Here is a 26,030-nt window from a genome sequence, read left to right on the forward strand (position 1 = left end):
CGGGCTTGAGCATTTTGCCAGGGCCGCTGCCGCTTCGGGCAATTCCAGCTCACTGAACACCAGCACCCCATGGCGCTTGAGCAAGGCCGCCGTCACGCCTTCGCCCGTGACCTTCACGCCGGTGAAGGTACCGTCATAGGTCAGCAGATTGCCGCACGACGGGCTGTTGGCCTTGAGTACGGCGACGCGGATATTGTGACGCTGTACCAGCGCCAATGCCTGGCGGGCGCCATCGAGGAAGGCTTCGCTGAAGTCTTCCCCCTGGGCCGTCAGCACCTGGGCGCGGCCTTCCCACACGTCAATCCCCTGCCCGCCCGGGATTTCGGCAGACGGCCGTGGCGTCGGCAAGCCACCCGCCACTTCCGGGCACACGGCAACCACCCGGCCTTCGGCCTGCCACGCGGCCAATTGATCGAAAGGCCCGCTGGCCCCTCCGTCGTAGCGTACCCGGTGCCCCAGCAGGCAGCGGCTGACCAGAATCTTTTGCATCATCAAAACGGCTCGTTGCCCCGCCGGCGAAACCAGCCGGTGAGGGACAGGCGTTCGCGGGTGGCGGGCATGACTTCATGGGGGATTTCCCCCGACAGGAATACCACCAGGCAACCGCCGGTGGGCACCACATCGTATTCGACGTCGCCCTTGAGGTACATGCGCAACTGGCCGCCATGTTCCGGCAGCCAGGCGTTGTTCAAGTAGATCACCGCCGACACCATGCGCCGGTCGTCATCGCGAAAACGGTCCACATGCTTGAGGTAAAACGCCCCCGGGGGGTACATCGCGAAGTGGCTTTCGAAGTCTTCCAGGCCCAGGAACAGGCCACGGTTCATCGCCACCCGCAGGCTGTCCATCAGCTCCAGGTAGTTATCGCAGGCCACCACTTCGCCCGGCTCCAGCCACTGGATATGGTCACCCCGGATGCCCTCGCGAATCTCCTGGGAAGGCCCCCGTCCGACCGCCGCGGGCGCCAATTCACCTTCGGCGGCGCGTTTTTGGCACTCAGCCGCCAGTTCGAGGGTCAGAGCCTCGGGCAGGAAGATATTCTGCTGCGACCAGCCTTGTGCGGCCAGGTCATCGACAATGCGTAACAGCAGCGGGTGATCGGAGGGTATGGGCATGGCGCGCATAGTATCCATACGCCTGTGAATCCGACAGAGCCGCCGAGCGTCTGAATACACTTTAGTCAGGTGACCGATAGGATTTCTCGACAAATCCTACGCCCGACACGGACAATAGTGGCCGACTGACAGGAGTCCATATGCGTCGTTTGTTTTTTTCCTTGCTGATGTTCTGCGTTTTGCCCGCCTGGGCAGACAGCCATGACCAGTTGTACAAGGTCGCCGGCTGGGCAGACCAGCGCGCGCATTTTAATGACGCCCTCAGTGCCGCCCAGCAACGCTACCGCAACAGCCTGCCGCCGGCGGTGTATCAGGCGCTGGTGGACAACAGCAATAAACGCTTCGCGCCCCAGTCGGTAGACCAGCGCGCCGAAGCGCAACTGCGCAAGAATTTGGCGGACCCTAAGCCGGCACTGGCCTTCTTCCAGTCGCCGCTGGGCCGCAAGATTGTCGCCGCCGAGTTGCTCGCCACCCGCCGCGATCAACTGGCGAAGAACGCCCAGGGCTTGCCGCACATGGAAGCCGATGCCACCCGCAGCCTGATCATCGGCCACCTGGCCCAGGCCTTGCCTGCGCGGGAAGCCGGGGCTGAAGTCAGCCTGGCGATTGCCGGCGTGGCGGCCGACAGCTTGAGCCAGATGATCCCCGGGCTGTTGGGCGGCGGCCAGGCGCAGGGCATGTTGAACGGCCAGCGTGAGCGCCTGATGCAGCAGATTGGCAATGATCTGAACAACACGCTGTTGTACGTCTACCGGGATTTGTCCGACCCGGAGCTGGAAGAGTTCGCGACGTTCGCGGAGTCGCCGGAGGGCAAGGCGTACTACAAGGCGGCACTGGCGGCGATTCGCGCCGGGCTGGCGGTCGGCCAAAGCACCTCGAGCCTGGCGCAGTAACCCTGTGGGAGCGGGCTTGCTCGCGAAGACGGTGTGCCAGTCACTGGTTATGCTAACTGATCGACCGCCTTCGCGAGCAAGCCCGCTCCCACATTTGGATTGCGTTATTTCAGGTGGTCGGTGAGAAACCCGAAGTATTGCTGCCGAATCTCCGGAATCTCATTCGCCAAGTGATGCCTGCCGCGCGGCAGCATCAACACCTCCGGCTGGTCGAACTTGCTGCGCAGCACCTTCAGGTTGTGCTGCCAGTCCACCGTCATGTCTTCCTCACCCTGCACGATCAACGGCCGCCGCGTGCTGCGTGGCGCCGCTTCAACACGTTTGATCCAGCGCGCCAGGGCGCCCACCCAGGCAGTCGGCAACTGCCGTGGCTGCAACGGGTCGGCCTCCAGGAACGGCTTGAACTGCGGGTCGTTGGTGTTATCGCTGAAGCGCCGGGCAATGCCTTTGACGAACGGCCGGAGCAGGTAATAGCTGAGCTGCGACCAACCCCAGGCGCGGGGCCGCACCAGCGGTGACAACAGGAACGTCTTGCCCTGGGCCGGGCTGTCGACGCCATGGCTAAGCAGGTGATCCACCACAATCGCGCCGCCGGTGCTTTGCCCGAACAAGTGCCACGGCTGCGGCAATTGCAGCGCCTTGGCCTGTTCAAACAACGCCTGCACCACGTCCTGGTACACCGCAAAGTCATCAATGCTGGCCCGCTCGCCGCTGGACAGGCCATGGCCCGGCAAGTCGCAGGCGATCACCACAAAACCCTGGTCCAGCGCCCAGTCCACGGCATGCCGGTACAGGCCCATATGGTCGTAGAAGCCATGGAACAGGAACATCGTCGCCACCGGCACCGGTGGCCACCACACCTGGCAGACCACGTCGAACCCATCCACCGCAAACCGCCCCAGGCGGCTTGTCGCGGGCACCTTGCGGGCAGCGAGGTCCAGGCCGTAGAAGCGCTGGTAGACCCGGGCCTCGGCTGAAAGCGGCTGCGCGTCCACCAGTGGGCGCAAGCTTTCGCGTAGATGATCAGGGTCAAACGTAACGGGCATAAGAACTTCCAGACTGTGGCTTCAACGCATTGAACAGATGAATATCGAGCCGCGATATTCATCTGTCAGGGCAAGCATGGCAAGCTACGCGTCCTCCGAGGATTGATCCAAATGCGACAGCCCTACCGCACCACCCTCTTCGCCAGCCTGATCGTGATCATTTGCGCCGGGGTGTTGTGGGCGGCGTATGACTGGTTCCAGGGACGCTACCTGCGGGCATTCAGTGAGCATACGGCGGTGTTTTCCGGTGACAGCCTGAGCCTGCCGGCCGAGCTTGCCGGCCCGGGCCCGATCCGCCTGGTGCACTTCTGGGACCCCGCCTGCCCGTGCAATGTCGGCAACCAGCAGCACCTTGGCGAGTTGATCGAGCAGTACGCCCCCCAGGGCGTGGAGTTCTATTCCCTGCAGAAAGCCGGCAGCCACGGCCAGTTGCCCGCCACCCTGGGCTCGATGAAGGCCCTCAAGGCCGTGCCCGGTGCCCAGCATCTGCCGGCCAGCCCTGCCGTGGGCATCTGGGACCGCAGCGGCAAGCTGGCGTATTTCGGGCCCTACAGCGAAGGGTTGACGTGTAACTCCAGCAACAGCTTTATCGAGCCGATCCTGCAAGCCCTCGAAGGCGGACGCGAGGTCAATGCGACCCACACCCTGGCGGTCGGCTGTTATTGCGAGTGGAACGGGGAAACGTCTCCACCCTGACTCGGCAAGCTGAACAGACGCTGTTCGTTCGACAAACTCGAACAACTGTATCGGCACGCTCCTGTATCGTAAGCAACGAGCCGTACAAGCAGACGACACGGGAACACATGAGCCAATTAACCATCATCCTCTGGATACTCAACGTCATCGTTGATACGTCCGGCCAGTTGGCGTTCAAAGCCGCAGCCTCAGCCAGCGCCGAGCATGACGGCATGGCCCACTGGCGCCATATGCTCAAGCGTCCGTGGATCTGGCTGGGCATCATCTGCTATGTGTTCGAATTCGTGCTGTGGCTGGCCTTCCTGACACTGGTGCCGTTGTCGGTCGGGGTGATGCTGGGCTCCATCAATATTGTCGTGATCATGATTGCCGGGCGTTTCCTGTTCAAGGAAAGCCTGAGCAAATGGCGGTTGATCGGCATCATGCTGATCGCCTGTGGCGTGACCGTCGTGGGGTTCGAGTAATGAAACGGTTTTATATCCTGGGTTTTCTGTCGCTGATCATTTTCGATACCTTGGCGCAGGTCAGTTTCAAGTTCGCCTCGATTCATGCCGAACCGCTGACGATGGACGCCGCCTGGTTGATCCGCGTGTTCGGTGCGCCATGGATCTACGGCGCATTCGTGGGCTACATCGGCGCGTTTTTCACCTGGATGACGCTGTTGAAATACGCCCCGGTGGGCCCGGCGTTTGCGGCGTCACACCTGGAGCTGATCAGCGTGACGCTGATCTCCGTCTGGCTGTTCAACGACACCCTTACCCTGCCCAAAATCGTCGGTGGCGCGCTGATTATCGCGGGCATACTGTGCCTGGCGCGCAGCGAAGACAAAGAAAGCAAGACCGTCGAGGCCGAACCCTCGCAGACGCTGGCGTCATGACGCCCGTTGTCAGCCAGCGGGAGATTCCGCCAACGGCGGGGCTTCCCCTGCGCTGGCAGGACTTGTTCAACCGCTCGGGCGACCTGGCCCGCGACCTCGCCCGACAGCTCGACATCCCGCTGCCGGCCCTGCCCTGCTCCGGCACCGCCGCGCTGATCATGGCGCTGCGGGTGTTGCAGCAGTGCACGCCGGGGCGCACCGAGCTTATCGTGCCGGCCTATACCTGCCCGCTGGTGGCCCTGGCGGCCCATCACTGCCCGCCTTTGCGCGTGGTGGCGTGCGATCTGCAGCCCGGCAGCATCGACCTGGACGAACACCAGCTGGCGCAGCTGTGCAACCAAAACACCTTGGCGATCGTCGTCACTCACCTGGCCGGGCGTGTGGCGGATGTGGAGGCTGCCAAGCGCATTGCCGAGCCACTCGGCATTGCGGTGATCGAAGACGCCGCCCAAGCCATGGGCGCACTGGATGATGGAAAAAGCGTCGGACTGAAAGGCGACATCGGCTTTTTCAGCATGGCGCTGGGCAAAGGCCTGACGACGGCTGAAGGCGGTGTGTTGTTCAGCCGGGATCCGGCGCTGCATCAGGCGTTGCACCAGCAATGCCGGCAGGACTTGCCCTTCAGCCTGCGCTGGGAAGTGCAACGCAGCGCCGAGCTGTGGGGCTATGCCGCGGCGTATCAGCCCCGCGGGCTGAAGTACGTGTACGGCAAACCGCTGCGGGCGGCGTTGGCGCGGGGCGATGAAGTGGCGGCGGTGGGCGATGATTTTTCCGTCAACGATATTCCGTTGCACCGGTTGGGCGGCTATCGCCAGAAGGTCGGCGCCGCAGCCCTGGCACGCTTGCCCGAGCATTTGCAGCAAGGCCGCCTGCGGGCCTTGCGTCGCGTGGCGCAGTTGAGCAGCTTGCCCGGCGTGTCGGTGTTGACCGACAGCCCGGGCCAGCAAGGCACCTGGCCGTTCCTGATGGTGGTGATGCCCAGCGCACAAACCCGCGATACCGCGATGGCGCAGCTGTGGACGGCAGGCCTGGGCGTCACCCGCCTGTTCATCCACGTATTGCCGGGCTACCCGGCACTCACCCCGCTGTTACAGCAAGGCGCCGATATCCCCCGCGCGCAAAGCTTCGCCGCCCAGACACTGTCGATCAGCAATAGCCACTGGCTGACGGACGAGCTGTTCGAGCAAGTGCTGGATCATCTGCGGCGGATTCTTAAACGCTAGGCCCAGCTTTGATCGATACGGGTCAACAAGCGCGCATTCAGCTCATTCTGCTGCTGTTGCCAGATCACCACCTGGTTTTCCGGCAGCTCTTCCTGGCCGTCCGACGCACTCAGCCAGCGCTTGAACTTGCTCTGGTAGTGGTAGGCGGACACGTCGCCGGTAATGTCCGCGCCAATAATGCTGCCGTGGCAGGCGTCGATCAGCGCATTCAAATGCTTCTCCAGAAACTCGCCCTGGTCCCAGTTGGTATTCACCACCTGCGGGCTCAGCACGTCTTTGTCGATGGAGAGATACACCGGCAGCGAAGGGTCGAGCTGCGCCAGGAACGCGCTCATCAACTCGTCCGCACTGGTGAATGCACGATTGCTGCGGCCTGCGCCGATCCAGTTCAACCAACGGGTATCGACGTTGGTGTTCCAGTAGGTCAGCTTGCGTTTCACCAGCGGCGACCAGTGATTCTCCCAGGCGTGCTTGAGGGAAATGTCCGGCGAGCCAATGCCCAGCACGTGAACGTGTTCGACCTGCGGCAGGCGGCTGGCCCAGTAGACCCAGGACCCACAATGGATGCCAAACGGATAACGCATGTTGTCCGGGTGGTTATCGCAAATGATCAACTGGATCTTTTGCTGGGTGGGAAGACGGTTCAACAACAGCTGGCTGAGGTGGTGATAATCACCGCTGCCGGTAAACACACAGCCGTAATCGCTGGGCATCTGCGCGTGCAGGGCGTTCTCCAGCTCCTTGAACTGCGCCCAGCGGCAGCCGAAACGGATCTTCTCCTGCCAGGCTTGCAACGGCAGGGTAAGGGCGCCGGGAATGTTATTCACGGCCCCGTCAAAATCGAGGATCAATGCGGGACGGGCCTGGCTCATGCGGTTTGCTCCTGCTGCCACTGGGTATCGCTTTCAAAATGGTGCCGGAAACGGTTCATCACTTTGCGCAGCAGCGGGTTCCTCACCCACACCAGATGGCGGGTAAACGTGAACTTGGCGCCGAGGCTGGACTTGACCTGTGGGTCGGTCCACCCCGCGACATAAAACTGCAGGCCCTTTTCCAGGGCGAACTCCAGGTTCACAAACCAGCTGACGAAGTACAGGTTGTGCTCCAGCGCCAGCGGGTAGTTCAGGCCGATGTACTTGTCGAGCAACTTGCCGTCTTGCTGGTAGCACAGGTTATAGCCAACCAGTTCGTCTTCGTCCCAGTAGCAGAACACATGCCCGCCGCTGTCGGCATCGGTGAGCAACTGGATGAAGAATTCGGGCGTGAGCAAGTCGAAGTGGATTTCGCTCTGTGCGTACACCGCCTTGTACAGCCGATACAGTTCCTGCTGCCATTGCTCATCGCTGAAGCGGGCATCGCCGGTGTCCAGGATCTCGATGCGCAGCTCATCACGGCTGCGTAGCTTGCGGCGGATATTGCGGCGACGGCTGTGGGACAACCGCGACAGATACTCATCCGTCGAGCTGAAGTCGATCGGTACATAGGCCAGCGCCTGGCCCTCTACATTGATGAATCCGCGCTGGGTGCAGGCCTCGATCAACGCGTGTGCGTAGCGATTGTCCTCAACGCTGAGCAGCGGAGAATCCAGCGGCACATCCTTGACGATGGTGAGCTTGCGTTGCGGTGCACACTCCTGTTGCAGCCATTGCGCCATGTCCTGTGGCGGTACGTTCAGCGGGAACGGGGAATATTCGCTGACCGTGGTGCCGATAAAACAGGTGTCGATATGCAGCCATGACTGCCACAAACGGTACCCGGGCCAACTGCGCAGGCGGCTACGCAGCTCATCGTCGGCGGTGGTCTGCAGGTCGAACCGGGTAAAAAAGTACGGCAGTCCCTGTGCTGACAGCTGGGCAGTGAAGCCCGCCGGCGGGTATCGCAAAAAATTGCTGATCAGCGATGGCGTTTCCATGCAGCAGGCATAAGGCACCTGTGCACGGCTGGGATCTGTCATAAATTGCATTCCGAAAGTGATAGCAAAGGCGCGCCCGGATGACGGGGTGAATCATCGCGCCGCTGGTTTCATGTAACAGAGTAAACATAATACTCCGCCCACCCGCGGCCCACTTCAGAACCCCCACTTCATGCAGCTCAGGTTCAGGGAGCACGAACCCGAGAGCATTTTCCGCAGCGCTCGCCAAACCCACTAAACTGCCCGAATCTTCACGGTGACCGACTAATAAGGGACAACCCATGAAACGCATCCTGACCGCGCTGGCCATCCTGCTCGTAGCCCTTATGGTTGGCGCCGGCTGGTACGTGTACAGCAAGCAGCCGACTCGCCAGGGCACGGTGGAGCTGGCCCATCTGCAAGGTTCGGTCACGGTGCGCTACGACGACCGAGGCGTGCCGCATATCCGCGCCGAGAACGAGACTGACCTGTACCGTGCCCTCGGCTACGTACATGCCCAGGACCGGTTGTTCCAGATGGAGATCATGCGGCGCCTGTCCCGTGGCGAGCTGGCCGAGGTGCTGGGACCCAAGTTGCTGGAAACCGACAAACTGTTCCGCAGCCTGCGCATTCGCGAGCGTGCCTTGAGCTACGTCGAACACATGGACCATGAGTCTGCGTCCTGGAAGGCCCTGCAAGCCTACCTGGACGGGGTCAACCAGTATCAGGACAGCCACGCCAAACCCATGGAGTTCGACGTACTGGGCATCCCCAAGCGCCCGTTCACCGCCGAAGACACCATCAGTGTCGCCGGCTACCTGGCCTACAGCTTTGCCGCAGCCTTCCGCACCGAACCCTTGCTGACCTACGTACGCGATCAGTTGGGCAACGACTACCTGAAGGTCTTCGACCTCGACTGGCAGCCCAAGGGCGCGCTGAACCTGGCGGCCGGTGACTGGAAAGACCTCGGCGCCATTGCCCAGTTGAGCGAACAGGCCATGGCCGACAACGGCCTGCCCCAGTTCGAAGGCAGCAACGCCTGGGCCATCAGCGGCAGCCGCACCAAGAGCGGCAAACCGTTGCTGGCGGGTGACCCGCATATCCGTTTCTCGGTGCCGTCGGTGTGGTACGAGGCGCAGCTGTCGGCGCCGGGCTTCGAGCTTTACGGCTATCACAACGCGCTGGTGCCGGTGGCGTTCCTGGGCCACAACAAGGATTTCGGCTGGAGCCTGACCATGTTCCAGAACGATGACCTCGACCTGATCGCCGAGAAGGTCAACCCGGACAACCCCAACCAGGTCTGGTACCACGACAAGTGGGTGGACATGACCAGCAGCGAGCAACAGATCGCGGTCAAGGGCCAGGACCCGGTAACCCTGACGCTGCGCACCTCGCCCCACGGTCCGATCATCAATGACGTGCTCGGCGAGAATGCCGGCAAGACGCCGATTGCCATGTGGTGGGCATTCCTGGATACCGAAAACCCGATCCTCGACGGTTTCTATCAGCTCAACCGTGCCGATACCCTCGCCAAAGCGCGTGCGGCGGCGGCCAAGGTCCAGGCGCCTGGCTTGAACATCGTATGGGCCAATGCCAAGGGCGATATCGGCTGGTGGGCGGCGGCGCAATTGCCGATCCGCCCGGCCGGGGTCAACCCGGGGTTTATCCTCGACGGCAGTACCGCCCAGGCGGACAAGCTCGGTTTCTACCCATTCAGCGCCAACCCCCAGGAAGAAAACCCGGCCCGCGGTTATGTGGTGTCCGCCAATGCCCAGCCCGCGTCACCCACCGGCATGCCGATCCCCGGGTATTACAACCTGGCAGACCGTGGCCAGCAGTTGAACGCGCAACTGAGCGACAACAGCGTGAAATGGGACGTGGACAACAGCCAGGCCTTGCAGCTCGGCACCACCACCGCCTACGGGCCACGGCTGCTGGCACCGCTGCTGCCGGTGCTGCGTGACGTGGTCAAGGACCCGGCGCAGTTGAAGCTGGTGGAGCAACTGGCAGCCTGGAAAGGCGATTACCCGCTGGACTCCACCAGTGCCACGCTGTTCAACCAGTTCCTGTTCAACCTCACTGACGCGGCGTTCCACCCGAAACTGGGCGATGGGATGTTCAAGACCTTGCTCACCACTCGGGTAGTGGACGCAGCCTTGCCGCGCCTGGCCGCTTCAGCGGATTCGCCGTGGTGGGATGGCCACCGCGCCGAGACCGTCAAGCTTGCCTGGGACAACAGCCTGCAACACCTCAAGGCGACCTTTGGTGACGACCCATCGCAGTGGCAATGGGGCAAGGCCCACACCCTGACCCACGGCCATCCACTGGGCTCGCAGAAGCCGTTGGACAAGATCGTCAACGTAGGCCCGTTTGCCGCTCCCGGCACCCATGAAGTGCCCAACAACCAATCCGCACAGATCGGCCCGGCGCCGTGGCCGGTGACGTACGGGCCGTCGACCCGACGCCTGATTGATTTCGCCGATGCCCCACATGGGCTGACCATCAACCCGGTCGGGCAGAGTGGTGTGCCGTTCGACAAGCACTATTCCGATCAGGCGGAAACGTACATCGAAGGCGGGTATGAGCAGGCGCATTTCAATGATGAGGAAGTGACGGCGAATACCCGCAGTACGCTCAAGCTGTTGCCGGCCCGGACACCGCAATAACTGAAGAAACAAAAAACCAATGTGGGAGCGGGCTTGCTCGCGAATGCGGTGGATCAGTCAATACATCTGGTGACTGACACTCCGCATTCGCGAGCAAGCCCGCTCCCACATTTTGATTTGCGTTGTTGCTTCTAGCGGGTACGCAGCCGCCCCGGCGCCTCACCGTAGGTTTCCTTGAATTTCTTGCTGAACGCCGCCTGGGATTGATACCCCGCCTGAGCGGCAATATCCGTCAGGCTCAGCCGCGACTGATGCAGCAGGTTGAACGCCAACTCCATGCGCAACTGCGTCAGCAACACCCACGGCGACACGCCCGCCACTTTGACAAACCCACGCATGAACGTCGCCCGGGACATCGAAGCGGCGCTGGCCAGGCTGTCGATGGTCCACTCATGCCCGGGATCCGCCAGCATCGCCTGCCAGGCCTTGCCCAGGCGTTTGTCGGTCAACAAGGCAAAGGTGCCCGCCACCGGTGCTTGCTGCGTCAGCCATGCCCGCAGGATCAGGGTGAACAACGCCGACGACAGCGCATCAATGAAAAACCGCGCCCCCAGCCGCTGCCCGTCCGCCTCGCTGCGCAGCAGTGCGATCAATGCCGCCAACTGTCCATCGGCCTGCCACTGCCGGCTGGACACCACCAGGTAGTCCGGCAACGCACTGAACAGCAACGACTGGCGGTTGTAGCGAAAGCTGCCGCAGAGCATGTCCACGTCCGGTTGCTCACCGCCCAGGCGATGGATCGGCAGCAAGCCGCCTTCGATCACGGTCTGCGCCACCGGCTTTACCCGCGCGCCCTGGCTGCGCACCAGGTGCGTCGCGCCACCGGGCATCAACAGGATGTCGCCCTCCTCCAACGTCACCTGCTGCCCGCCGGACAATTCGGCGCGGCAGGTGCCCGCCAGCACAATGTGATACGGCGCCACGCCCAGCGGCTCGGGCTCGTGTTCCATGGCCCAGGCGCCCTGGAACTGGCAACGCAAGTCCAGGCTGCCCCGCAGGTTGGCCAACGCGATGAGGGTGTCGATGGAGTTCATTTGCGAGCATCGGTCAAAAAGGTGAGTGGATCGAACAAAAGCGCCAAACCTGAACCGCGCACACTGGCTTCACACCCAACCCGTTCAGGAGTTAACACGATGTTCAATAACTGGTCCGACTTGCTGCCTACCGTGAAGAAAGCCTTTGGCGCGCTGGGCAAGAGCAACCCGAAGATGGTCAAAGCCTACATGGCGCTGGGGGAAGCAGCCGAGGAAAATGACGTCCTCGATGCCAAGACCCGCGAGCTGATTTCCATCGCCGTGGCCATCACCACCCGCTGTGACGGCTGCATCGGCGTGCATGCCGACGCGGCGATCAAGGCCGGCGCCACCCGCGAAGAAGTGGCCGCGACCCTGGCCACCGCGATCTCGCTGAATGCCGGCGCGGCGTATATCTACTCGCTGCGAGCCCTGGAAGCCTATGACACGCTCAAACCGGCGCCGCAAAATTAAGCCGGAATTGTTGCGGCGTCACGCCCAGCCGGCGATTGAACACACTGCGCATGTGCTGGGCGTCGCGAAAGCCGCATTGATACGCCACGGTCTTGAGCGGTGCGTGGGTGCTTTCGAGCATCACCCGCGCCGCATCCACCCGCGCCCGCTCGACGAACTCCGCCGGAGTGATCTGCGCCTCCCGGGCAAATACCCGCGAGAAGTTGCGCGCGCTCATGTTGGCGGCTTTGGCCAGGTCGGCGATGGTCAGGTCGCCCGTCAGGTTGGCCAATACATACAGCTGCACCAGCGCCACCGCCGAGGTAGCTTCCGCGTGGGGTGTCAGGAACGGGCTGAACTGCGACTGCCCGCCGGAACGCTGGGTGAACACCACCAGGCGCTTGGCCACGCTGAGGGCGACTTCCGGGCCGTGGTCCTGGGCCAGCAGGTACAGCGACAGGTCGATGCCCGCCGTCACCCCGGCCGAGGTGTAGAGGTTGCCGTCCTGCACATAGAGGCGGTCGGCTTCGACCTGGGCCGATGGGCATAAGGCGGCCAGGTCGGCGGCATCGCCCCAGTGGGTGGTGACGGTGCGCCCGTCCAGCAACCCGGCGCGGGCGAGCATGAAGGCACCGTTGCAGATGGAGCCGAAGCGCCGGGCTCGCGCACTGGCGTCACGCAGCCATTGATTGAACACCGGGCCGAAATCCTCGAAGGGCAGCTGCGGCCCGCCGGCCATCAACAGCAAGTCGTAAGGCTCGAGGGCCTCGCTGAAATGCCGGTGTGCCTGCAAGGACAAGCCGTTGGAACAGGCCATGTTGCCGTGCCCCAGGCCAATCACCTCCAGCTGGTAATGCGCCTCGGGCGGCAGAAAACGGTTGGCCTCGCAGAACACATCCAGGGGCCCGGTCACGTCCAGTGACTGGACGCCGGGGAAGATCAGGATGGCGACGGTTTTGCCCATGAGCAGGAACACCTTTTTCTAACTGAATAAACACAACCCTTGTAGGAGCTGGCTTGCCGGCGATGCAGACACCTCGGTGTAGCAGGTATACCGAGGTGATGCTATCGCAGGCAAGCCAGCTCCTACATTTGATCGCGCATAGCCTTGGCGCGATATCGCGGCACATTGGCCGGGATCGCATCCTCGCCGCGATGGCCCCTTCGCGGGCGCGCGACCAGACTGGACTCATCGGCGCCAACCCCGGCGCTTTCTTGAGGAGAACGACCATGAGCACCACCATCGCCGGCATCAAGATCCCGGACAGCGCCCTGGCCAAGGCCACCACCGAATACATCCGCGACATCGAATCCGACCTGCTCTACCACCACTCCCGCCGGGTGTTCCTGTTCGGCGCATTGAGCGGCGAGCGCCAGCAGTTGGCCTATAACCCGGAGTTGCTGTACGTCGGCGCGATGTTCCACGACCTGGGCCTGGTGGAAGGTCACCGCAGTGACGACGAACGCTTTGAAGTGGACGGCGCCAACGCGGCGGCGGACTTTCTCAAGCCTTACGGGTTGAGCGATGACGACATCGAACAGGTGTGGTTGTCCATCGCCCTGCACACCACACCGGGGGTGCCCAAGCACTTGCGTCCAACCGTGGTGTTGGTGACGGCGGGCGTGGAAATGGACGTGCTGGGAATGGAGTACGCGGCGTTTACCAGCGTGCAGCGCGAAGCGGTGGTGCATGCGCATCCACGGGGTGAAGGGTTCAAGGAGTGCATCATCTGCGCGTTTGCCGACGGCCTGCGCCATCGCCCGCAGACCACGTTTGGCAACGTGAAGACCGATGTGCTGGTGGATCAGGAGCCGGGGTTCAAGCCGATGAATTTCGTCGAGGTGATTCGCAAGTCGCCTTGGACTGCTTAACCCGAATTGGAATGCAATCAAAATGTGGGAGCGGGCTTGCTCGCGAAGGCAGTGGATCAGTCAATACATCCGGTGACTGACACTGCGCTTTCGCGAGCAAGCCCGCTCCCACATTTTTGATCCGGTTTCTTCAGGGCTACCTGATTAGACCGGTGCTGGAGCCCGACGCGAATCCGCCGGCTTCTCCCAACCATCCGCAGCCGCTTCCTCAATCGCCTGCTGGATCGCTTTCTTGCGGTGCTCTTCCGCACGACGGCTGAAGAACCACACCAGGAACGTCACGATCGACACCGCCAGCAGAATCAGGCTGGCCACGGCGTTGATCTCGGGTTTAACCCCAAGGCGAACCGCCGAGAACACTTCCATCGGCAACGTGGTCGAACCCGGCCCCGACACGAAGCTGGCCAACACCAGGTCATCCAGCGACAGCGCGAACGACATCATGCCGCCCGCCGCCAGCGACGGCGCGATCATCGGGATGGTGATCAGGAAGAACACCTTCCACGGCCGCGCCCCCAGGTCCATGGCTGCCTCTTCAATCGACAGGTCCAGCTCACGCAAGCGCGCCGACACCACCACCGCCACATACGCCGAACAGAACGTGGTGTGGGCGATCCAGATGGTCACCAGGCCACGTTCCTGCGGCCAGCCGATCATCTGCGCCATGGCCACGAACAGCAGCAACAGCGACAGGCCGGTGATCACTTCCGGCATCACCAGCGGCGCCGTCACCAGGCCGCCGAACAGCGTGCGGCCCTTGAACTGGCTGATGCGCGTCAGCACGAACGCCGCCAATGTACCGAGTGCCACCGCCGCAATCGCGGTGTAGCAGGCGATTTCCAGGGAGCGACCGACCGAGCCCATCAACTGGGTGTTGTCCAACAGGCCGACGTACCACTTGATCGACCAACCGCCCCACACCGTCACCAGTTTGGATTCGTTGAACGAGTAGATCACCAGGATCAGCATCGGCAGGTAGATGAACAGCAACCCCGCCACCAGCATGAAGCTTGAGAAACTGACGCGCTTCATATCTTGCCCTCCATCTCTTTGGCTTGGCTGCGGTTGAACAGGATGATCGGCACGATCAGGATCGCCAGCATCACCACCGCCAGGGCAGACGCCACCGGCCAGTCACGGTTGTTGAAGAATTCTTGCCACAACACTTTACCGATCATCAGGGTTTCCGGACCGCCCAGCAGTTCCGGGATCACGAACTCGCCCACCACCGGGATAAATACCAGCATGCAGCCGGCGATGATGCCGTTCTTGGACAGCGGCACGGTGATTTTCCAGAAGCTGTTGAAGGTGCTCGAACCCAGGTCCGACGCGGCTTCCAGCAGGCTCTGGTCGTGCTTCACCAGGTTGGCGTACAGCGGCAGGATCATGAACGGCAGGTACGAATAGACCACGCCGATATACACCGCGATGTTGGTGTTGAGAATCTGCAGCGGTTCGTTGATCAACCCGATGGACATCAGGAAGCCGTTGAGCAACCCGTTGTTGCTGAGGATGCCCATCCACGCATAGACCCGGATCAGGATCGCAGTCCAGGTCGGCATCATGATCAGCAGCACCAGCACGGTCTGGATTTCCTTGCGTGCGCTGGCAATGGCGTAGGCCATCGGGTAGCCGATCAGCAGGCAGAGGATGGTGCTGAAAAACGCCATCTTCAGCGAGCCCAGGTACGCCGCGATGTACAACTCGTCATCGCCCAGCATCCCGTAGTTGGCCAGGTTCAGCACCAACTGCAGTTTCTGTTCAACGAAGGTGTAGATCTCGGTGTAAGGCGGGATCGCCACGTCGGCTTCGGCAAAGCTGATCTTCAAGACGATGAAGAACGGCAGCATGAAGAACAGGAACAACCAGAGGAAAGGGATCCCGATGACCACATGCCGGCCACCGGGGGTTATTCGTTGCAGCTGGCGTTTGAACTTCTTCATGTTCATGAGCGAAGTACCACGCCGCTGTCGTCTTCCCACCACACGTACACCTGGTCGCCCCAGGTAGGGCGCTGGCCACGGCGTTCGGCGTTGGCCACGAAGGATTGCACCAGCTTGCCGCTCGGCAATTCGACGTAGAACACCGAATGGCCGCCGAGGTAGGCGATGTCGTGCACCTTGCCGCTGGACCAGTTGTGCTCGCAGGTCGGCATTTCGGTGGTCACCAGCAGCTTTTCAGGGCGGATGGCGTAGGTCACCGACTTGTCTTCCACCGAGGTGGCGATGCCGTAGCCGACGTAGATATCGCGGTCCAGGTCCGGGCACTTGAGTACCGCGTGGCCTTCGGCGTCGTCCACCACCTGGGTGTCGAAGATGTTGACGTTGCCGATGAACTCGCACACCAGGCGGCTGGTCGGCGTTTCATAGATGTCGATCGGGCTGCCGATCTGGGCGATCCAGCCCAGGTGCATGATCGCGATGCGCTCGGCCATGGTCATGGCCTCTTCCTGGTCGTGGGTCACCATCACGCAGGTCACGCCCACGCGCTCGATGATCTCCACCAGTTCCAGTTGCATCTGCGAACGCAGCTTCTTGTCGAGTGCGCCCATCGGCTCATCGAGCAGCAGCAGTTTCGGACGCTTGGCCAGGGAACGCGCCAGCGCCACCCGCTGACGCTGGCCGCCAGACAGCTGGTGCGGCTTGCGCTTGGCGTACTGGCTCATCTGCACCAGCTTGAGCATCTCGGCCACACGGGCGTCGACCTCGGCCTTGGGGATCTTGTCCTGCTGCAGGCCAAACGCGATGTTCTGGGCCACGGTCATGTGGGGGAACAAGGCGTAGGACTGGAACATCATGTTGATCGGCCGCTCGTACGGCGGCATGTCGGTGATGTCCACACCGTCGAGGTAAATGCGTCCTTCCGTTGGGCGCTCGAAGCCTGCGAGCATGCGCAGCAAGGTGGATTTGCCCGAACCCGATCCGCCGAGCAAGGCGAAGATTTCGCCTTTCTTGATTTCCAGGGACACATCGTCCACCGCAATCGTCTCGTCGAACTTCTTCGTGACCCGGTCGATTTTGACCAGCACCTTTTTCGGTGTCTGGTCGCCCTCGAGGGCTTTCTTATAGGCGCCGGAGGCAACTGCCATTTACGAAACTCCCAGAATAAAAAGAGTGCAGCTCGCCCAATACGGGCCAGCCTTGGATAGTTTAAGCGTTAAGCCTTACTTGCCCGTCTTGACCTTGGTCCAGCTACGGGTCATCAAACGTTGCACTTTCGGGGGTAGCTCGAAGTTGACAAAAGTCCGGTCGAGAACCGCCTGCGGTGGGTAAACCGCTTCGTCGGTGCGTATCGATTGCTCCATCAGTTTGTCCGCCCCTGGGTTAGGGTTGGCGTAACCGACGTAATCACTGACCTGAGCGATCACTTCAGGTTTCAGCAAATAGTTGATGAAGGCGAGGGCCTCTTTGACGTTGGTGGCATCCTTGGGGATGGCCAGCACGTCAAACCACAGGTTGCCGCCTTCTTTCGGAATCACGTAGGCGATGTTCACGCCTTTGCCCGCCTCGGCTGCACGAGCCTTGGCCTGGAACACATCACCGGAGAAGCCGGCCGCCACGCAGATGTTGCCGTTGGCCAGGTCCGAGATGTATTTGGAAGAATGGAAGTAGGTCACGTAGGGACGCACTTTCAGGAGTTTCTCTTCAGCCTTCTTGTAGTCTTCAGGGTTGGTGCTGTTGGGGTTGAGGCCCATGTAGTTGAGCACCGCCGGCAGCATTTCATCCGCCGAGTCCATGAACGACACACCGCACGTGGCCAGCTTCTTCATGTTTTCCGGCTCGAACAGCACGGCCCAGGAGTCGATATGGTCGACGCCCAATACTTCCTTGACCTTGTCGACGTTGTAGCCAATACCGTTGGTTCCCCACAGGTACGGCACGGCGTACTGGTTGCCCGGGTCGTTCTTTTCCAGACGCTTGAGCAGCGCCGGGTCGAGGTTGGCGTAGTGGGTCAGTTGCGACTTGTCGAGCTTCTGGAACGCGCCGGCCTTGATCTGCTTGCCGAGGAAGTGGTTCGACGGCACGACCACGTCATACCCGGTACGCCCGGCGAGCAACTTGCCTTCCAGGGTTTCGTTGGAATCAAACACGTCGTAGACCGGCTTGATGCCGGTGGCCTTTTCAAAGTTGGCCAGGGTGTCCGGGCCGATGTAGTCCGACCAGTTATAAATATGCACAGTCGGCGCGGCCTGCACGCTGACAGCCAGCGTGATACCTGCACCCACCAGCAAGGCTTTGCGAAATAAAGAAATTGGCAAGTGGAGGTCCTCTTAAATAGTTGGGCCCGAAGTTGTTGCCCGGCAACAAAACCGGCGCGCAACTTACCCTCGATAAACCGATCCGGCAAAACTTTCTGTCATTTAATTGTTTCGCTAACCACCGCGCGCATCGCGGCAGTTAGCAAAACAGGTATCAAAGCGGCTTTACTTGCCCGATTTGATTTTGGTCCAGCTGCGGGTCATTTCCCGCTGAGTAGCAGCCGGCAAGTCAGCAATGGCATACAGCTTGGCTTGCACGTCCGCTGGCGGATAAATGCCTGGGTCGCTGGTGATGTCTTTGTCGACCAACGCGGTAGCTTTCTCGTTACCGTTCGGGAAACGTACGCTGTTGGTAATGCCCGCCATGACTTCCGGCTTCAGCAGGTAGTTCATGAACTTGTAGGCAGCGTCGACGTTCTCGGCATCTTTAGGGATGGCGACCATGTCATAGAAGCTGCCGGCACCTTCTTTCGGAATGTCATAGGCAACCTTGACCTTGCCACCGGCTTCAGCCGCGCGGGACTTGGCCTGTTGCACGTCACCCGAATAACCCACGGCTACGCAGATGTTGCCGTTGGCCAGGTCGGAAATGTACTTGGACGAGTGGAAGTAGCCGATCGAAGGACGCAGCTTGAGGAACAGGGCCTCGGCTTGCTTGAGGTCTTCCTTCTTCTGGGTGTCGGTCGGCAGGCCCAGATAATGCAGTGCCACTGGCAGCATTTCGGTTGGCGAATCGAGGAAGCTCACACCGCAGCCTTTGAGCTTGGCGAGGTTTTCCGGCTTGAGGATGGTGTCCCACGAGTCGATCTTGTCGATGCCCAGCGCGGCCTTGACCTTCTCCGGGTTGTAGCCGATGCCGATCGAGCCCCACATGTACGGGAAGGCGTGCTTGTTGTCCGGGTCGCTGATGGACACGGCTTTAAGCAGGGACTTGTTCAGGTTGTCGTAGTTCGACAGCTTGGACTTGTCCAGTTCCTGGTAAACACCGGCCTTGATCTGCTTGGCGAGGAAGTTGTTCGACGGCACGACAATGTCGTAGCCGGACTTGCCTGCCAGCAACTTGGCTTCCAGGGTTTCGTTGGAGTCGAACACGTCATAGACCACCTTGATCCCGGACTCTTTTTCAAAGTTCGCGATGGTGTCCGGTGCGATGTAGTCGGACCAGTTATAAACGTGCAGCACTTTATCGTCGGCGTGTGCCGCGCCTGCCATGGCCCCCATCAGGGACAAGGCCAGGAGGGTCTTGCCAGCGTTCTTCAAACCTAATGCCTTCATTCGGTCATGCTCCAATTTTTTCTTTTTTGGGCCACGTTCGTTCTTTAATTACAACGTGTTTCGCAGCCCGTCTAAGGGCGACAAAACAGGGCGACAGTCTGGCAAGTTCAGGGGCCGGCTTTCAACCAATGCCCCGCTTTTCTAACACCCCAGAAGCAGCGCCCGACAGGCGCTGCGTTCTGAGCCTAGCATTTAGCCCTGCAATGCCGCCAAAGTCAGGTCCAGGCAGTGCCGCGCCTTGGTCACCAACTCGTCTATCTCGGCCTTGCTGATCACCAACGGTGGCGAAATGATCATGGTGTCGCCCACGGCGCGCATGATCAGGCCATTCTCGAAGCAGAACGTGCGGCAGATCATGCCAACACCACGGCCTTCATAACGCTTGCGCGTTGCCTTGTCCTGAACCAGTTCGATGGCACCGAGCATGCCCACACCGCGAACTTCACCCACCAGCGGGTGATCAGCCAGTTCCCTCAAACGCTTTTGCAAATAGGGTGCCGTTTCGTCGTGCACGTGCTTAACAATTTGTTCATCGCGCATGATGCGGATGTTTTCCAGGGCTACCGCTGCCGCCACCGGGTGACCGGAATAGGTGAAGCCGTGGTTGAAATCACCGCCTTCGTTCAGCACGGCGACCACTTCGTCGCGCACGATCAGGCCGCCCATCGGGATGTAGCCGGAGGTCAGGCCCTTGGCGATGGTCATCATGTCGGGCTTGAGGCCGTAGAAATCGCTACCGAACCACTCACCGGTGCGGCCAAACCCACAGATCACTTCGTCAGCCACGAACAGGATGTCGTACTTGGCGAGGATTTCCTTGATGCGCGGCCAGTAGCTGTCTGGCGGCACGATCACGCCACCGGCACCCTGGATCGGCTCGGCAATAAAGGCACCGACGTTGTCCACGCCCAGTTCCAGGATCTTCTCTTCCAGCTGGTTGGCCGCCCACACGCCGAATTCTTCCGGGCTCATGTCGCCGCCTTCGCCGAACCAGTAAGGCTGGGCGATGTGGACGATGCCCGGGATCGGCAAGTCGCCTTGTTCATGCATATAAGTCATGCCGCCCAGGCTGGCGCCGGCCACGGTTGAACCGTGGTAGCCATTCTTGCGGCTGATGATGGTTTTCTTGTTCGGCTGGCCTTTGATCGCCCAGTAGTGGCGGACCATACGCAGCATGGTGTCGTTGCCTTCGGAGCCGGAGCCGGTGAAGAACACGTGGTTCATGCCTTGTGGGGCGATATCGGAGATGGCTTTGGCCAGTTCCAGCACCGGCGGGTGGGCGGTCTGGAAGAACAGGTTGTAGTAAGGCAGTTCTTTCATCTGCTTGGCGGCCGCATCAGCCAGTTCATCGCGACCGTAACCGATCGCCACGCACCACAGGCCGGCCATGCCGTCGAGAATCTTGTTGCCTTCGCTGTCCCACAGGTAAACGCCGTGGGCTTTGGTGATGATCCGTGGGCCTTTCTCTTTCAATTGCTTGAAGTCGCTGAACGGCGCCAGGTGGTGATCGCTGCTCAAGGCTTGCCATTCACGGGTTTGCGGGTTGTTGCTGGACATACCAATCTCCTAGATGTTTCAGGTGAGGACGCGCCGTTTGAAGGGCGCGCCCGGCGCATCAGACGGCGAAGAGCAGGAATTCCCGCTCCCACGAACTGATCACGCGCTTGAAGTTTTCATGCTCGGCCCGCTTGACCGCGACGTAGCCTGTGATGAATTTGTGACCCAGGTATTTCTCGATGGTCTTGCTGTTTTCCATGCGTTCCAGGGCGTCTTCGATGGTCAGCGGCAGGCGCAGGTTGCGGCGCTCGTAACCACGGCCCACCACCGGCGCGCTTGGGCTGATGCCTTCGACCATGCCGATGTAGCCACACAGCAGGCTGGCAGCGATCGCCAGGTACGGGTTGGCGTCGGCACCGGGCAGGCGGTTTTCCACCCGACGGTTTTGTGGGCCGGCGTCCGGAACCCGCAGGCCAACGGTGCGGTTTTCTTCGCCCCACTCCACGTTGACCGGCGCCGAGGTGTCGGGCAGGAAGCGGCGGAACGAGTTGACGTTAGGCGCGAACAGCGGCAACAGCTCGGGGATGAATTTCTGCAGGCCGCCAATGTGGTGCAGAAACAGCTCGCTCTTGGTACCGTCTTCATTGGAGAACACGTTCTTGCCGGTGGCGATATCGATGATGCTCTGGTGCAGGTGCATCGCGCTGCCGGGCTCGCCGGTCATGGGCTTGGCCATGAAGGTGGCCGCCACGTCGTGCTTGAGCGCCGCTTCGCGCATGGTGCGCTTGAACACCAGGATCTGGTCGGCCAGGGACAGTGCGTCGCCGTGACGGAAGTTGATTTCCATCTGCGCCGTGCCGTCTTCGTGGATCAACGTGTCGAGGTCCAGCTCCTGTAGCTCGCACCAGTCGTAGACGTCTTCGAACAACGGGTCGAATTCGTTGGCCGCTTCTATAGAGAAGGACTGGCGGCCAGTCTCCGGGCGACCGGAACGGCCAATCGGCGGTTGCAGCGGGAAGTCCGGGTCTTCGCAGCGTTTGGTCAGGTAGAACTCCATCTCCGGCGCCACGATGGGCTGCCAGCCCTTGTCGGCGTAGAGCTTGAGGACTTTCTTGAGCACGTTGCGCGGCGACAGCTCGATCGGGTTGCCTTGCTTGTCGTAGGTGTCGTGGATCACCTGGGCCGTAGGCTCTATGGCCCAGGGCACGAGGTACACCGCGTTCTCGTCCGGGCGGCAGATCATGTCGATGTCGGCCGGGTCGAGCAATTCGTAATAGATGTCGTCTTCGACATAGTCGCCGGTCACGGTCTGCAACAGAACGCTTTCGGGCAGGCGCATGCCTTTTTCGGCGATGAACTTGTTGGTCGGCGAGATCTTGCCCCGGGTGATGCCGGTGAGGTCGCCAATCATGCATTCGACTTCTGTGATCTTGTGGTCTTTCAACCAATCGGTGAGCTGGTCGAGGTTGTTACTCATAAATGCCTCTGGGCTGTGTTTCCTGACATCCATTAAAGGTCAGGCGTAAGTTGACGCAGCATCCGCGTCGCGTTGCATCACCCGCTTTCGACAGGCATTGCCAAATGCCTGGAAGATTGCGAGGTAGTGCGGGTTAGAGCTTACCTGCCATTCGGGGTGCCATTGCACTCCTAAAGCAAAAGCCTTGCCCGCGGGCACTGAAAAGCCTTCGATCAGGCCATCCGGCGCGGTGGCCTCGACCTGGAAACCGGCCGCCAGGCGATCAATGCCCTGTGAATGAATCGAGTTGACCTGGATCGTCGACGGCAAGCCCAGGCTTGCCAATACCCCATTCGGGGAGATGGTTACCGGATGTGCCGGGCCGTACTGGATGTCCAGCGGTTGGGTGTCGTCTTCGCGGTGATCCATCATGCCCGGCACTTCATGAACCTTCTGGTGCAGGCTGCCGCCAAACGCCACGTTCATTTCCTGGAAGCCACGGCAAATCCCCAGCACCGGAACGCCGGCCGCTATGGCTGCACGCAGCAGCGGCAGGGTGGTTTGGTCCCGTGCAGAATCATGAGCAGTCCCGGGCGCGCTGGCCGGACCGTCGTAGTGAAAGGGTTCGATATTGGAAGGTGAGCCGGTAAATAGAATGCCGTCCAGGCCGTCAAGAATATTGGCCGGGTCGAGCAGATCCGCCAGGGACGGAATAATCAACGGCAAGCCCTTGGCAGCGGTGGCCACTGCACGGACGTATTTGTCGCCACTGATGTGATAAGCATGCAGACCGACCTGTTTGGAGCAGGCGGTGACGCCGATTAACGGCAGGCGAGACATGAAGCACCCCGGTATTATTGCTGTTATGGGTTTGAATCGAGCTTAGCCTTGTTCATTTTTTTACACAACACCCCCGTAAAAAATACAACACGGCCCGCTCAAACGTGCTGGTTCCAAGAGCCCCAATCCCAAAAAATTGCCCCAAAAAGCCCCAAAAAAGCCCTCACGGCGCTTTTTTAGGGCAAAAAAGGCCTCGCTTGACTTCGGCATGCCGTTCGGGTTGACTGAAACCCGAAGAGATCAATGATTGATATTTTTAACAACAAAGGTGTTGCATCATGTCGGTACCCCCGCGTGCCGTTCAGCTTAACGAAGCGAACGCGTTCCTTAAGGATCATCCTGAGGTTCTGTACGTAGACCTTCTAATTGCGGATATGAATGGTGTGGTGCGCGGCAAGCGCATCGAACGCACCAGCCTCCACAAGGTTTACGAGAAGGGCATTAACCTGCCTGCCTCTCTATTTGCCCTGGATATCAACGGCTCAACGGTGGAAAGCACCGGCCTGGGTCTGGACATCGGTGATGCTGACCGAATCTGTTATCCAATCCCCGACACCCTGTGCAATGAACCCTGGCAAAAGCGCCCAACCGCGCAACTGCTGATGACCATGCACGAACTCGAAGGTGAACCTTTCTTCGCCGATCCTCGCGAAGTACTCCGCCAAGTTGTAAGCAAATTTGACGACCTCGGTCTGACCATCTGCGCCGCATTCGAGCTGGAGTTCTACCTGATTGACCAGGAGAACGTGAATGGCCGGCCACAACCGCCCCGCTCGCCGATCTCCGGCAAACGCCCGCACTCGACACAGGTCTACCTGATCGACGACCTCGACGAATACGTCGACTGCCTCCAGGACATTCTGGAAGGTGCAAAAGAGCAAGGCATCCCTGCCGACGCCATCGTCAAGGAAAGTGCCCCGGCGCAGTTCGAAGTGAACCTGCACCACGTTGCCGACCCTATAAAGGCCTGCGACTACGCGGTACTGCTCAAGCGCTTGATCAAGAACATCGCCTACGACCATGAGATGGACACCACCTTCATGGCCAAGCCTTACCCGGGCCAGGCAGGCAACGGCCTACACGTGCACATTTCGATCCTGGACAAGGACGGCAAGAACATCTTTGCCAGCGAGGATCCCGAGCAGAACGCCGCATTGCGTCACGCGATCGGCGGTGTGCTGGAGACCCTACCCGCCCAAATGGCGTTCCTGTGCCCTAACGTCAACTCCTACCGTCGTTTCGGCGCACAGTTCTACGTGCCGAACTCGCCGTGCTGGGGCCTGGATAACCGCACCGTGGCGATTCGCGTACCGACCGGCTCGTCCGACGCCGTACGTATCGAACACCGTGTGGCCGGGGCTGATGCCAACCCTTACCTGCTGATGGCTTCGGTATTGGCGGGCGTGCATCACGGCCTGACCAACAAGATCGAGCCTGGCGCACCGGTGGAAGGCAACAGCTACGAGCAGAACGAACAGAGCCTGCCGAACAACCTGCGTGATGCCCTGCGCGAGCTGGACGACAGCGAGGTGATGGCCAAGTACATCGATCCTAAATACATCGATATCTTCGTCGCCTGTAAGGAAAGTGAGCTGGAGGAGTTCGAACACTCCATCTCCGACCTTGAGTACAACTGGTACCTGCATACCGTGTAAGCGGTTGCCGGGCTAAAAAGAACGCCGCAGGCCTTTGGCCTACGGCGTTTTTTTATGGCTGTTGTGGCGAGGGAGCCTGCTCCCGCCGGGCTGCGAAGCGGCCCCAATAAGAACACCGGGTTCTTTCAGGCGGAACCGAGGTGCAGGTCTTGGGCCTGCTGCGCAGTCCAGCGGGAGCAAGCTCCCTCGCCACAGGGTATGGATCATCCAGTGGCTCTGCGTACAATGCCCGCTGCCCTGTAGGAGACTTCAATGAATCGCCCTGCCACTCCTCGCAAACCCCGCGCCCGCAGCCAGGCCCGGATCGACGCGATCCTCGATGCCGCCCGCACCTTGCTGGCCGCCGAAGGCGTGGCCAGCCTGTCGATCTACAGCGTGGCCGAGCGGGCGCAGATTCCACCGTCATCGGTGTATCACTTCTTCGCCAGCGTGCCGGCGTTGCTGGAGGCGCTGACCGCTGACGTTCATGCGGCCTTTCGCGCGGCCATTCAGGCGCCCATCGATCATGATTCACTCAAGCACTGGCGCGACCTGTCCTGCGTGGTGGAGCAGCGCATGCTCAGCATCTACAGCAACGACGCCGCCGCCCGCCAATTGATCCTGGCCCAGCACGGGTTGACCGAAGTGACACAGGCCGACCGCCAGCACGACCTGGAGCTGGGAAACCTGATGTTTGAGGTGTTCAACCGGCACTTCGAGGTGCCGAGCCTGCCCGCCGATGTCGACGTGTTTGCCCTGGCCCTGGAACTGAGCGACCGCGTCTACGCGCGCTCGGTGCATCAGCATGGGCAAATCACCCCGCGCATGGCCGAGGAAGGCATGCGGGTGTTTGATGCGTATGTGGGGCTTTATCTGCCGGGGTTCTTGCCCAAGCGGGTGGCTGCGCTCTGATTTTTTGTTGCCTGTCCGGGCCTCTTCGCGAGCAAGCCCGCTCCCACATTCGACCGTATTCCAAAGGTAGAACTCGGTCAAATGTGGGAGCGGGCTTGCTCGCGAAAGCAATCTTGAGAACGACAAAAACCCCGACAGGCTTTCACCTTCGGGGTTTGTGCGAACCATTGATCACAACTTGGCGATCGACACCTCGGTGGATTTCACGAAGGCAATCACTTCACTGCCGATCACCAGTTCCAGCTCTTTCACCGAGCGGGTGGTGATCACGGAAGTGACGATGCCGGACGCGGTCTGTACGTCGATTTCCGACAGCACGTCGCCTTCGACGATTTCCTTGATGGTGCCTTTGAACTGGTTACGCACGTTGATGGCTTTGATAGTCATGGTCGTTCTTCCTGTGTAAGACAAGT

At 60.8% G+C, this 26,030-nt stretch carries 26 protein-coding genes; 10 read left to right on the forward strand and 16 right to left on the reverse strand.

Annotated features, from left to right (window positions below):
- Both HX839_RS05980 and HX839_RS05985 read right to left on the reverse strand, forming a co-directional pair.
- A partial coding sequence (locus HX839_RS05980) for a DUF523 domain-containing protein (RefSeq protein ID WP_177022451.1) occupies nt 1-489 on the reverse strand: 489 nt, incomplete at its 3' end.
- A 2-nt stretch (nt 490-491) separates the two neighbouring features.
- Entirely contained in the window at nt 492-1,124 is a 633-nt protein-coding gene (locus HX839_RS05985) for a 2OG-Fe(II) oxygenase (RefSeq protein WP_003213854.1), read from the reverse strand.
- A 131-nt stretch (nt 1,125-1,255) separates the two neighbouring features.
- Between HX839_RS05985 and HX839_RS05990 the strand changes: the two genes are divergently transcribed.
- Nucleotides 1,256-2,008: a DUF2059 domain-containing protein gene (locus HX839_RS05990; RefSeq protein ID WP_008438922.1), complete on the forward strand. Its 753-nt coding sequence runs from the start codon at nt 1,256-1,258 to the stop codon at nt 2,006-2,008.
- 104 nt (nt 2,009-2,112) lie between these two features.
- Here the strand turns inward: HX839_RS05990 and HX839_RS05995 are convergent, their stop codons facing one another.
- Nucleotides 2,113-3,054: an alpha/beta hydrolase gene (locus HX839_RS05995; RefSeq protein ID WP_102604100.1), complete on the reverse strand. Its 942-nt coding sequence runs from the start codon at nt 3,052-3,054 to the stop codon at nt 2,113-2,115.
- 111 nt (nt 3,055-3,165) lie between these two features.
- On the opposite strand from HX839_RS05995, the gene HX839_RS06000 reads away from it, so the two are divergent.
- From HX839_RS06000 to HX839_RS06015, 4 genes are all read left to right on the forward strand, one after another.
- Nucleotides 3,166-3,750 carry a DUF6436 domain-containing protein gene (locus HX839_RS06000; RefSeq protein WP_003213861.1) on the forward strand — a complete coding sequence of 195 codons (585 nt, stop codon included), beginning with the start codon at nt 3,166-3,168 and terminating at the stop codon, nt 3,748-3,750.
- A 107-nt stretch (nt 3,751-3,857) separates the two neighbouring features.
- Nucleotides 3,858-4,214 (forward strand): EamA family transporter, encoded by a 357-nt coding sequence (locus HX839_RS06005; RefSeq protein WP_003213864.1) that lies wholly within the window; start codon nt 3,858-3,860, stop codon nt 4,212-4,214.
- A complete protein-coding gene (locus tag HX839_RS06010; RefSeq protein ID WP_008438917.1) occupies nt 4,214-4,627 on the forward strand; it encodes a multidrug efflux SMR transporter in 414 nt (137 codons plus the stop codon). The genes HX839_RS06005 and HX839_RS06010 overlap by 1 nt, the downstream gene beginning before the upstream one ends.
- A complete protein-coding gene (locus HX839_RS06015) occupies nt 4,624-5,850 on the forward strand; it encodes a DegT/DnrJ/EryC1/StrS family aminotransferase (protein ID WP_177066855.1) in 1,227 nt (408 codons plus the stop codon). Before HX839_RS06010 ends, HX839_RS06015 begins: the two co-directional genes overlap by 4 nt.
- On the opposite strand, the gene HX839_RS06020 is transcribed toward HX839_RS06015, so the two are convergent.
- On the reverse strand, nt 5,847-6,722 hold the full coding sequence (locus HX839_RS06020) for a hypothetical protein (protein ID WP_177020263.1): 876 nt from the start codon (nt 6,720-6,722) through the stop codon (nt 5,847-5,849). The two genes, HX839_RS06015 and HX839_RS06020, sit on opposite strands and share 4 nt — an antisense overlap.
- Nucleotides 6,719-7,804, reverse strand: a complete 1,086-nt coding sequence (locus HX839_RS06025) for a GNAT family N-acetyltransferase (RefSeq protein WP_177041145.1) — start codon at nt 7,802-7,804, stop codon at nt 6,719-6,721. Before HX839_RS06025 ends, HX839_RS06020 begins: the two co-directional genes overlap by 4 nt.
- Before the next feature lie 239 nt (nt 7,805-8,043).
- Between HX839_RS06025 and HX839_RS06030 the strand changes: the two genes are divergently transcribed.
- Complete coding sequence (locus tag HX839_RS06030) at nt 8,044-10,407, forward strand: penicillin acylase family protein (RefSeq protein WP_177066856.1); 2,364 nt, start codon at nt 8,044-8,046, stop codon at nt 10,405-10,407.
- 131 nt (nt 10,408-10,538) lie between these two features.
- Here the strand turns inward: HX839_RS06030 and HX839_RS06035 are convergent, their stop codons facing one another.
- The gene (locus tag HX839_RS06035) at nt 10,539-11,441 is read right to left on the reverse strand and encodes an AraC family transcriptional regulator (protein ID WP_177066857.1); all 903 of its coding nucleotides are present in this window, start codon (nt 11,439-11,441) and stop codon (nt 10,539-10,541) included.
- 99 nt (nt 11,442-11,540) lie between these two features.
- Here HX839_RS06035 and HX839_RS06040 point away from each other — a divergent pair, with 99 nt between their 5' ends.
- Entirely contained in the window at nt 11,541-11,894 is a 354-nt protein-coding gene (locus HX839_RS06040) for a carboxymuconolactone decarboxylase family protein (protein WP_008438910.1), read from the forward strand.
- Here the strand turns inward: HX839_RS06040 and HX839_RS06045 are convergent.
- Complete coding sequence (locus HX839_RS06045) at nt 11,872-12,837, reverse strand: GlxA family transcriptional regulator (RefSeq protein ID WP_177066858.1); 966 nt, start codon at nt 12,835-12,837, stop codon at nt 11,872-11,874. The two genes, HX839_RS06040 and HX839_RS06045, sit on opposite strands and share 23 nt — an antisense overlap.
- 266 nt (nt 12,838-13,103) lie before the next feature.
- Between HX839_RS06045 and HX839_RS06050 the strand changes: the two genes are divergently transcribed.
- A complete protein-coding gene (locus HX839_RS06050) occupies nt 13,104-13,745 on the forward strand; it encodes an HD domain-containing protein (protein WP_177066859.1) in 642 nt (213 codons plus the stop codon).
- A 144-nt stretch (nt 13,746-13,889) separates the two neighbouring features.
- Here the strand turns inward: HX839_RS06050 and HX839_RS06055 are convergent, their stop codons facing one another.
- The 8 genes from HX839_RS06055 to HX839_RS06090 form a co-directional block, all read right to left on the reverse strand.
- Nucleotides 13,890-14,777, reverse strand: coding sequence for an ABC transporter permease subunit (locus HX839_RS06055; protein WP_008438909.1), 888 nt, complete (start codon nt 14,775-14,777; stop codon nt 13,890-13,892).
- Nucleotides 14,774-15,694, reverse strand: coding sequence for an ABC transporter permease subunit (locus HX839_RS06060; protein WP_003213882.1), 921 nt, complete (start codon nt 15,692-15,694; stop codon nt 14,774-14,776). Before HX839_RS06060 ends, HX839_RS06055 begins: the two co-directional genes overlap by 4 nt.
- Entirely contained in the window at nt 15,691-16,833 is a 1,143-nt protein-coding gene (locus tag HX839_RS06065; RefSeq protein ID WP_003195240.1) for an ABC transporter ATP-binding protein, read from the reverse strand. The genes HX839_RS06060 and HX839_RS06065 overlap by 4 nt, the downstream gene beginning before the upstream one ends.
- A 75-nt stretch (nt 16,834-16,908) precedes the next feature.
- Entirely contained in the window at nt 16,909-18,003 is a 1,095-nt protein-coding gene (locus HX839_RS06070) for a polyamine ABC transporter substrate-binding protein (RefSeq protein WP_003213885.1), read from the reverse strand.
- Nucleotides 18,004-18,168: 165 nt separating this feature from the next.
- Complete coding sequence (locus tag HX839_RS06075) at nt 18,169-19,263, reverse strand: polyamine ABC transporter substrate-binding protein (protein WP_003213887.1); 1,095 nt, start codon at nt 19,261-19,263, stop codon at nt 18,169-18,171.
- A gap of 207 nt (nt 19,264-19,470) precedes the next feature.
- A complete protein-coding gene (locus HX839_RS06080) occupies nt 19,471-20,835 on the reverse strand; it encodes an aspartate aminotransferase family protein (RefSeq protein WP_003213889.1) in 1,365 nt (454 codons plus the stop codon).
- A gap of 58 nt (nt 20,836-20,893) precedes the next feature.
- On the reverse strand, nt 20,894-22,252 hold the full coding sequence (locus tag HX839_RS06085; RefSeq protein ID WP_003213891.1) for a glutamine synthetase family protein: 1,359 nt from the start codon (nt 22,250-22,252) through the stop codon (nt 20,894-20,896).
- A gap of 39 nt (nt 22,253-22,291) precedes the next feature.
- Complete coding sequence (locus HX839_RS06090) at nt 22,292-23,071, reverse strand: gamma-glutamyl-gamma-aminobutyrate hydrolase family protein (RefSeq protein WP_003213893.1); 780 nt, start codon at nt 23,069-23,071, stop codon at nt 22,292-22,294.
- A gap of 278 nt (nt 23,072-23,349) precedes the next feature.
- Between HX839_RS06090 and HX839_RS06095 the strand changes: the two genes are divergently transcribed.
- Nucleotides 23,350-24,726, forward strand: a complete 1,377-nt coding sequence (locus tag HX839_RS06095; protein ID WP_003213894.1) for a glutamine synthetase family protein — start codon at nt 23,350-23,352, stop codon at nt 24,724-24,726.
- A 252-nt stretch (nt 24,727-24,978) separates the two neighbouring features.
- Complete coding sequence (locus HX839_RS06100) at nt 24,979-25,617, forward strand: TetR/AcrR family transcriptional regulator (RefSeq protein WP_008438907.1); 639 nt, start codon at nt 24,979-24,981, stop codon at nt 25,615-25,617.
- A 171-nt stretch (nt 25,618-25,788) separates the two neighbouring features.
- Here HX839_RS06100 and HX839_RS06105 read toward each other — a convergent pair whose 3' ends face one another.
- The gene (locus tag HX839_RS06105; protein ID WP_003213899.1) at nt 25,789-26,004 is read right to left on the reverse strand and encodes a molybdopterin-binding protein; all 216 of its coding nucleotides are present in this window, start codon (nt 26,002-26,004) and stop codon (nt 25,789-25,791) included.
- Nucleotides 26,005-26,030 lie beyond the last annotated feature (26 nt).

The organism is Pseudomonas sp. I8001, from assembly GCF_013385345.1.
GTDB lineage: Bacteria > Pseudomonadota > Gammaproteobacteria > Pseudomonadales > Pseudomonadaceae > Aquipseudomonas.